This is a genomic window from Streptomyces fuscigenes, from assembly GCF_021556455.1.
Classification (GTDB): Bacteria; Actinomycetota; Actinomycetes; order Streptomycetales; family Streptomycetaceae; genus Streptomyces; species Streptomyces fuscigenes.
In genome coordinates, this window is the sequence record NZ_JAKGCV010000383.1 from 1 (window position 1) to 5,325 (window position 5,325).

Here is a 5,325-nt window from a genome sequence, read left to right on the forward strand (position 1 = left end):
CGCGCGAGCGCGTCGGCGTGCGTGCCCGCGTACCGGCTCCCGCGCGCTGCCGCCCGCCCGTGCCGGCCGCCGCGCGCGCCGCCGCGGCCGTCCCTGCCGTGTTCGTCTCTTCGTGCGCGTCCGGGCGCGCACCCTCGGGCCTGTCCTCAGCGTTGGCAGACATGGCTGCCATGATCCGGCACCGGGCGGGGCCCCGCCCGCCGTTTTGTCCCGCCGGCGGCCCCGCCCCGGACGCGGTCCGCCGGCCGGTGCCCAGGCAGCGGCCCGGGTCGCCCGCCCGGCCGGCGGACCACGACCTCAGCGCCGCACCGCGCGTGTCGCCGACCGGGCCCTGCGCACGAGCGCGTAGCCCTTCGTCAGCACCCGGTCCACGGCGTACGCCCGGCCGATCCCCGTGCCGTCCAGCAGCCGGCCGAACTCGTCGATGCCCGTCGTGCGCCGCACCGTCAGGCGCGCCAGCGCGTAGGGCCCCTGGGCACGGCGGGCCTCGGCGTTGCGCACGGCGAGCGCCTGCGTGAAGCCCGCCTCCCGCACCGCGCCGCGCACCGCGCGGTTCGAGTAGCCGAAGGGGTACGCGAACGACACCGGCGCCGTCCCCGTCTCCTCCGCCGTGATCTCCCGGCAGCGCTCCACCTCGGTCACCAGCCGTCCACGGTCCACCTGGTCCAGCTGCGGATGGGAGTGGCTGTGGCCGCCGATCTCCAGTCCCGCCGCGGCCAGTTCGCGCACCTGCCGCCACTCCAGCATCCGCTCCGGCGCGCCGCCGGTGCCCGGCCTGCCGCGCAGCCACCCCGTCGAGACGAACACGGTCGCGGTCAGGCCGTGCGCGGCCAGCGCCCGCAGGGCGTGCCGGTGCACGCCCTCGTACCCGTCGTCGAAGGTGACCAGCACCGGGCGGGGCGGCAGGGGCGTGCCCCGGCGCCACGCCTCGCCCAGCGCCGCCGTCGTCAGCGGGGTCCTGCCGCGCTCCGCAAGCAGTGCCATCTGCGCGGCGAAATCCCGCGGCGACACCGACAGCGCGCGCGCCGCCGGAGCCGGCTCGTACGCCACCGCGTGGTACATCAGGATCGGCACGGCCCCGGGGGAGCCGGCCGGGGCGTCCCGGGCGGGTGCCGTCATGCCGCTCCCCTCCCGCCCGCGGGGACGGCCCCGGGCGCGCGGCCCTGCTCCGCGCCGAGCGGCAGGATCGGCCCGGACGAGAACGCGACCGCGCCGCCCCGGGTGCGGACGAGCCCCACGGCGTAGCCGGCGGCCGTCGTCAGCACCCCCACGACGATCGCCCCGGCCCGCCGGGCCCCGCCCGGCCTGCCGAGCGCCGCGTCGCGCAGCCCCCGCGCGATGCCGGCGGGCAGCACGCGCGTCGTGTAGCGGCGCTCGGACTCCAGCCCCTTGGCCGAGCCGACGCTCCGCGAGACCAGCGCCTTCGACAGGCCCTCCGCGTACGCGCGGGTACGGAAGTAGCGGAACCGCTCCCGCACCGGCGGCACCTTGTGGTGGATCACCGACCGGTCGTCGATGAGGAGGACCGCGCCGGGCACCGCGCGCGCGACGCGGATGCACAGCTCGGTCTCCTCGCAGCCCAGCGGTCGCCGGTCGCCGTCGCGGCCGATGCCGGTGGCGAACCCCCCGGCCGCGTCGAACGCGCTGCGCCGGAACGAGGCGTTGCCGCCGAGCACGTTGCGCACCCGCGCGCGGCCGGCCGGCAGGCCCCGGTAGGTGCAGCCCACGACCCAGTCGAACTCCTCGGGGAACCACGCGGGCCGCCGTCCCGACGCCCAGGCCGGCAGGGTCCGGCCGCCGACGGCGAGGACGCGCTCGTCGTCGTAGGCGTCCAGGAAGTGGCGCAGCCAGCCCGGCCGGGCGACGGCGTCGTCGTCGAGGAACGCGACGATCTCGCCGCGCGCCGCGGCCACACCCGTGTTGCGGCCCGCGGACAGGCCGCGGGGGCCCGCGTTGGCGAGCACCCGCACCCCCTCCGCCGCCGCGAACGCGGCGCCGAGCCGCGCCCGCAGCGCTTCGTTGTGGTCCACGACGAGAAGCGTCTCCAGCGGCGCGGGCGACTGCCCGGTCACCGACTCGACCGCGGCGAGGATGTCCGCCCAGCGCTCCTCGGTGTAGACGCAGACCACCACCGAGCAGGTGCGCCGGTCTCCCGTCACGGAGCCTCCCCGAGCTGCGCCTCGCCGAGGGAGGCCGGACCCGCCGCCACCGGGCCGAGCGCGGCCGCCGCGGCGGCCGCACGGCCGAGCCCGAGGGGGAGCCGGCCGATCGGCGCCCGGCCGAAGGCGTCGGGCCGCCCCGTCCAGCGCCGCACCGCGCGCGGCACGCCCCTCTCCTTGAAGATCACTTTGAGCACCCGGAGCCCGTCGCGGACCGCCCTCAGGTTGGAGACGCCGTGGATGCGGTCGTACTCGTGGCTCGGTATCTCCTGGACCTTGAGGCCCGCCTTGACGACCCGGATGTTCATCAGGGTCTCCACCTCGAAGCCCGTGCAGTCCAGGGTGATCTCGTCCAGGCAGTGGCGCCAGAAGGCGTTGTAGCCGTAGCAGAGGTCGGTGTATCTCGCGCCGAACTTGGCGTTGACCGCGGCGCACAGGACGCGGTTGCCGAGCTTGCGCACGAACGTCATGTCGTCCGTGCCGCCGCCGTTGGCGAAGCGGGAGCCCTTGGCGAAGTCGGCGCCCGAGACGAGGGCCGAGACATAGCTGACGATCTCCTGGCCGTCGGCGGAGCCGTCCGCGTCGACCATCACGATGATGTCCCCCGTGCAGGCCTCGAAGCCGCTGATCAGGGCATCCCCCTTGCCCTTGCCCCGCTGGCCGACGACCTTGACGCCCGGCCACAGGCGTTCGGCGACGGCGACCGTGTCGTCCGTCGAGTTGCCGTCGACGAGCACCACTTCGTGAATCCAGCCGGGCAGTGTCTTGAATACGTACGGAAGGTTCTCCGCCTCGTTCATGGCCGGGATGACCACGCTCACCGGCGGTGCGATCGCGAGATGCGAGGAGATCGGTCGGTACTCCTCGGCATTGCGCAGAGGCGGAGTTAACCGTTCGGTGCCCGAAACGGCCGGGCGCAGAATGGAGCTCACGAGTCTGTTTCCCTCTCGTCCGGCGGACCGCCCGCCCCCGGGCGGTCCGGCTGAGTTTCCGGTTCGAAAGGGGGGTTCTCAGCCCGGGCATGCGGAAGCGAGCTCCGTGCACCCTGCTGAGCTGGTAAAACTGGCCGCGCGCGGCACGCGACTCGGCGCGGTCCCCGGGCGGCGCGAGCCGACCGGCGACACCGAGCACGGCACCCCCCTACCGCGCCCCGCAACGATTCTCCCGGCGCCCGAGCCCTCCCCTTTGGCCGGTGTACATCGAGTGCCGATGCGGGTGGATGTACGACGGTATTGACGAAAGGGACTGTATGGCAAGACCCGGAGGACGGCTTGCCTTTTCCGTACATTGGCCGTTCTTCGCCGGTCGATTCCGCAAAGGAATGGTCGGCATCTGTCGCGTCTTGCGACCCTCTCGTTTTCTTTCGTCCCACCAGCCTCAAAAGCCACAGCGTTTCTGCGCCATGACGAGGCGTCCGATATCTACGGTACGGGGGATGCCGGCGTTCGGGATCCGGCCGCCGGGCCGATACCTGTCTGTCATGTCCACTTCCGGTGAAGTGGCTCTGCTGGTACCACGGTTGACGGCAGTCACCGTCGAGCGCCGGCAAGAACCGTTATGGGAGGTCGCATGAAACTGTCCCGTTCCACTCCTCGTTCCAGGCGGTCGAGACTCGTGGCGCTCGCCGCCACCGCGGCCACCGGCCTGGCCCTCTCCCTCACCGGGGCGGCGTCCGCCCACGCGGCGCCCGCCGCCGGCACCGACTACGTCGCCCTCGGCGACTCGTACTCCTCCGGCGTCGGCTCCGGCGACTACGACAGCGCGAGCGGCTCGTGCAAGCGCAGCCCCCACGCCTACCCCGCCCTGTGGGCCGCGGCGCACGCGCCGTCCTCCTTCACCTCCACCGCCTGCTCCGGCGCCCGCACGGGGGACGTCGAGTCCGGCCAGCTCGCCCCGCTCAACTCGGGCACCGACCTCGTCTCCATCAGCATCGGCGGCAACGACGCCGGGTTCTCCGACGTCATGACGACATGTGTCCTCAAGTCGGAGGCCACCTGTCTCAGTGCCATCGCGACGGCCAACGGATATATCGACAACACGCTTCCGGGCGCCCTCGACACCGTCTACAACGACATCCACGCCAAGGCGCCCCAGGCCCGCGTGGTCGTCGTCGGCTACCCCCGCTTCTACGAGCTCAACGGCTCGTGCGTGGTGGGGCTCAGCGAGGCCGAGCGCTCCGCGATCAACAACGCCGCTGACCACCTCGACTCCGTGACGGCCAAGCGCGCCGCCGACCACGGGTTCGGCTTCGCGGATGTCAGGCAGGCCTTCACGGGCCACGAGATCTGCTCCAGCGGTACCGCGTGGCTGCACAGCGTGAACCTGCTGAACCTCACCGAGTCCTACCACCCGACGGCGGCCGGTCAGTCGGGCGGCTACCTGCCGGCCTTCACGGCGGCTGCGTCCTGACCGTCCTGACCGTTGGGACCGTCTGGACTGTCTGGACCGTCTGGACCGTCCGGACATCCGGCGCCCGGACATCTCCGTGCGGAAGCCGCTCCCCGGGGCGATCTCGCGCGTAATGCCATGAACCGGGCATCCTGCCGGGAGTTGGCGGTCGAACTGTCCAACTCGCCCTGAAATAGGCAGAACAGGGCGACCGCCAACGCAACACGTACGAGTGTGCTTCTTGTCCGGGACGGGATACACGGGTGTCATGGCGTAGCGATAGGGTTAATCTGCCCGGGGCCGGGCCCAGTCGTACGGGTGGGGAGTGAGATGAAGCAGATAACGGCGCACAGCAGGGCGCGAGTGCCTGCGATTTCGTGCGGGACGGGTGCGAGCAGCACACGCCTCGACCGCCATCTGGCGGTGCTCGGCGGTCCCGCCGTGCCCCAGCGGGAGGCGGCGGAGGCGACGCTGCTGATGCGTGAACTCACCTCGCACGACCATGCGGTGACGCATCAGCGCAAGAGCGCCAGGGTCTCCCTGTTCGCGCCCCTGCGGCGGCTTCGCCGCTCCCTGTTCGGCAACCGCGGCTGACCAACCCGCCCGCGGGCCCGCCGCCCTCGGCGGCCCGGGCCCCGAGGGCACGCCCGCCTGCCGTACCCACCCGCGTCCACCGGCCCCGTTGGTCCCCGCACCCGCACGGTCCCGAGTCCCGCGCCGTGCGGGTGGTTCCCGTCCGCCCCGCACGCGCACGGCCCGCCCCGCACGCGCACGGCCC

Annotated in this window: 5 protein-coding genes; 2 read left to right on the top strand and 3 right to left on the bottom strand. The window is 73.3% G+C overall.

Annotated features, from left to right (window positions below):
• Positions 1 to 297 precede the first annotated feature (297 nt).
• Genes L1885_RS22900 through L1885_RS22910 form a run of 3 tightly spaced genes read right to left on the bottom strand, consistent with a single transcriptional unit; the run spans position 298 to position 3,091 of the window.
• A complete protein-coding gene (locus tag L1885_RS22900) occupies positions 298 to 1,119 on the bottom strand; it encodes a polysaccharide deacetylase family protein (RefSeq protein WP_235799062.1) in 822 nt (273 codons plus the stop codon).
• Positions 1,116 to 2,159 (bottom strand): glycosyltransferase family 2 protein, encoded by a 1,044-nt coding sequence (locus L1885_RS22905; protein ID WP_235799063.1) that lies wholly within the window; start codon positions 2,157 to 2,159, stop codon positions 1,116 to 1,118. Before L1885_RS22905 ends, L1885_RS22900 begins: the two co-directional genes overlap by 4 nt.
• The gene (locus L1885_RS22910; RefSeq protein WP_235799064.1) at positions 2,156 to 3,091 is read right to left on the bottom strand and encodes a glycosyltransferase family 2 protein; all 936 of its coding nucleotides are present in this window, start codon (positions 3,089 to 3,091) and stop codon (positions 2,156 to 2,158) included. Before L1885_RS22910 ends, L1885_RS22905 begins: the two co-directional genes overlap by 4 nt.
• 637 nt (positions 3,092 to 3,728) lie before the next feature.
• Here L1885_RS22910 and L1885_RS22915 point away from each other — a divergent pair.
• The gene (locus tag L1885_RS22915) at positions 3,729 to 4,568 is read left to right on the top strand and encodes an SGNH/GDSL hydrolase family protein (RefSeq protein ID WP_235799065.1); all 840 of its coding nucleotides are present in this window, start codon (positions 3,729 to 3,731) and stop codon (positions 4,566 to 4,568) included.
• A gap of 309 nt (positions 4,569 to 4,877) precedes the next feature.
• Complete coding sequence (locus tag L1885_RS22920; RefSeq protein ID WP_235799066.1) at positions 4,878 to 5,141, top strand: hypothetical protein; 264 nt, start codon at positions 4,878 to 4,880, stop codon at positions 5,139 to 5,141.
• Positions 5,142 to 5,325 lie beyond the last annotated feature (184 nt).

Excerpts from the sequence above, each read along its gene's own strand:
- L1885_RS22900 (WP_235799062.1), bottom strand. The coding sequence starts at position 1,119 with ATGACGGCACCCGCCCGGGACGCCCCGGCCGGCTCCCCCGGGGCCGTG.
- L1885_RS22915 (WP_235799065.1), top strand. The coding sequence starts at position 3,729 with ATGAAACTGTCCCGTTCCACTCCTCGTTCCAGGCGGTCGAGACTCGTG.
- L1885_RS22920 (WP_235799066.1), top strand. The coding sequence starts at position 4,878 with ATGAAGCAGATAACGGCGCACAGCAGGGCGCGAGTGCCTGCGATTTCG.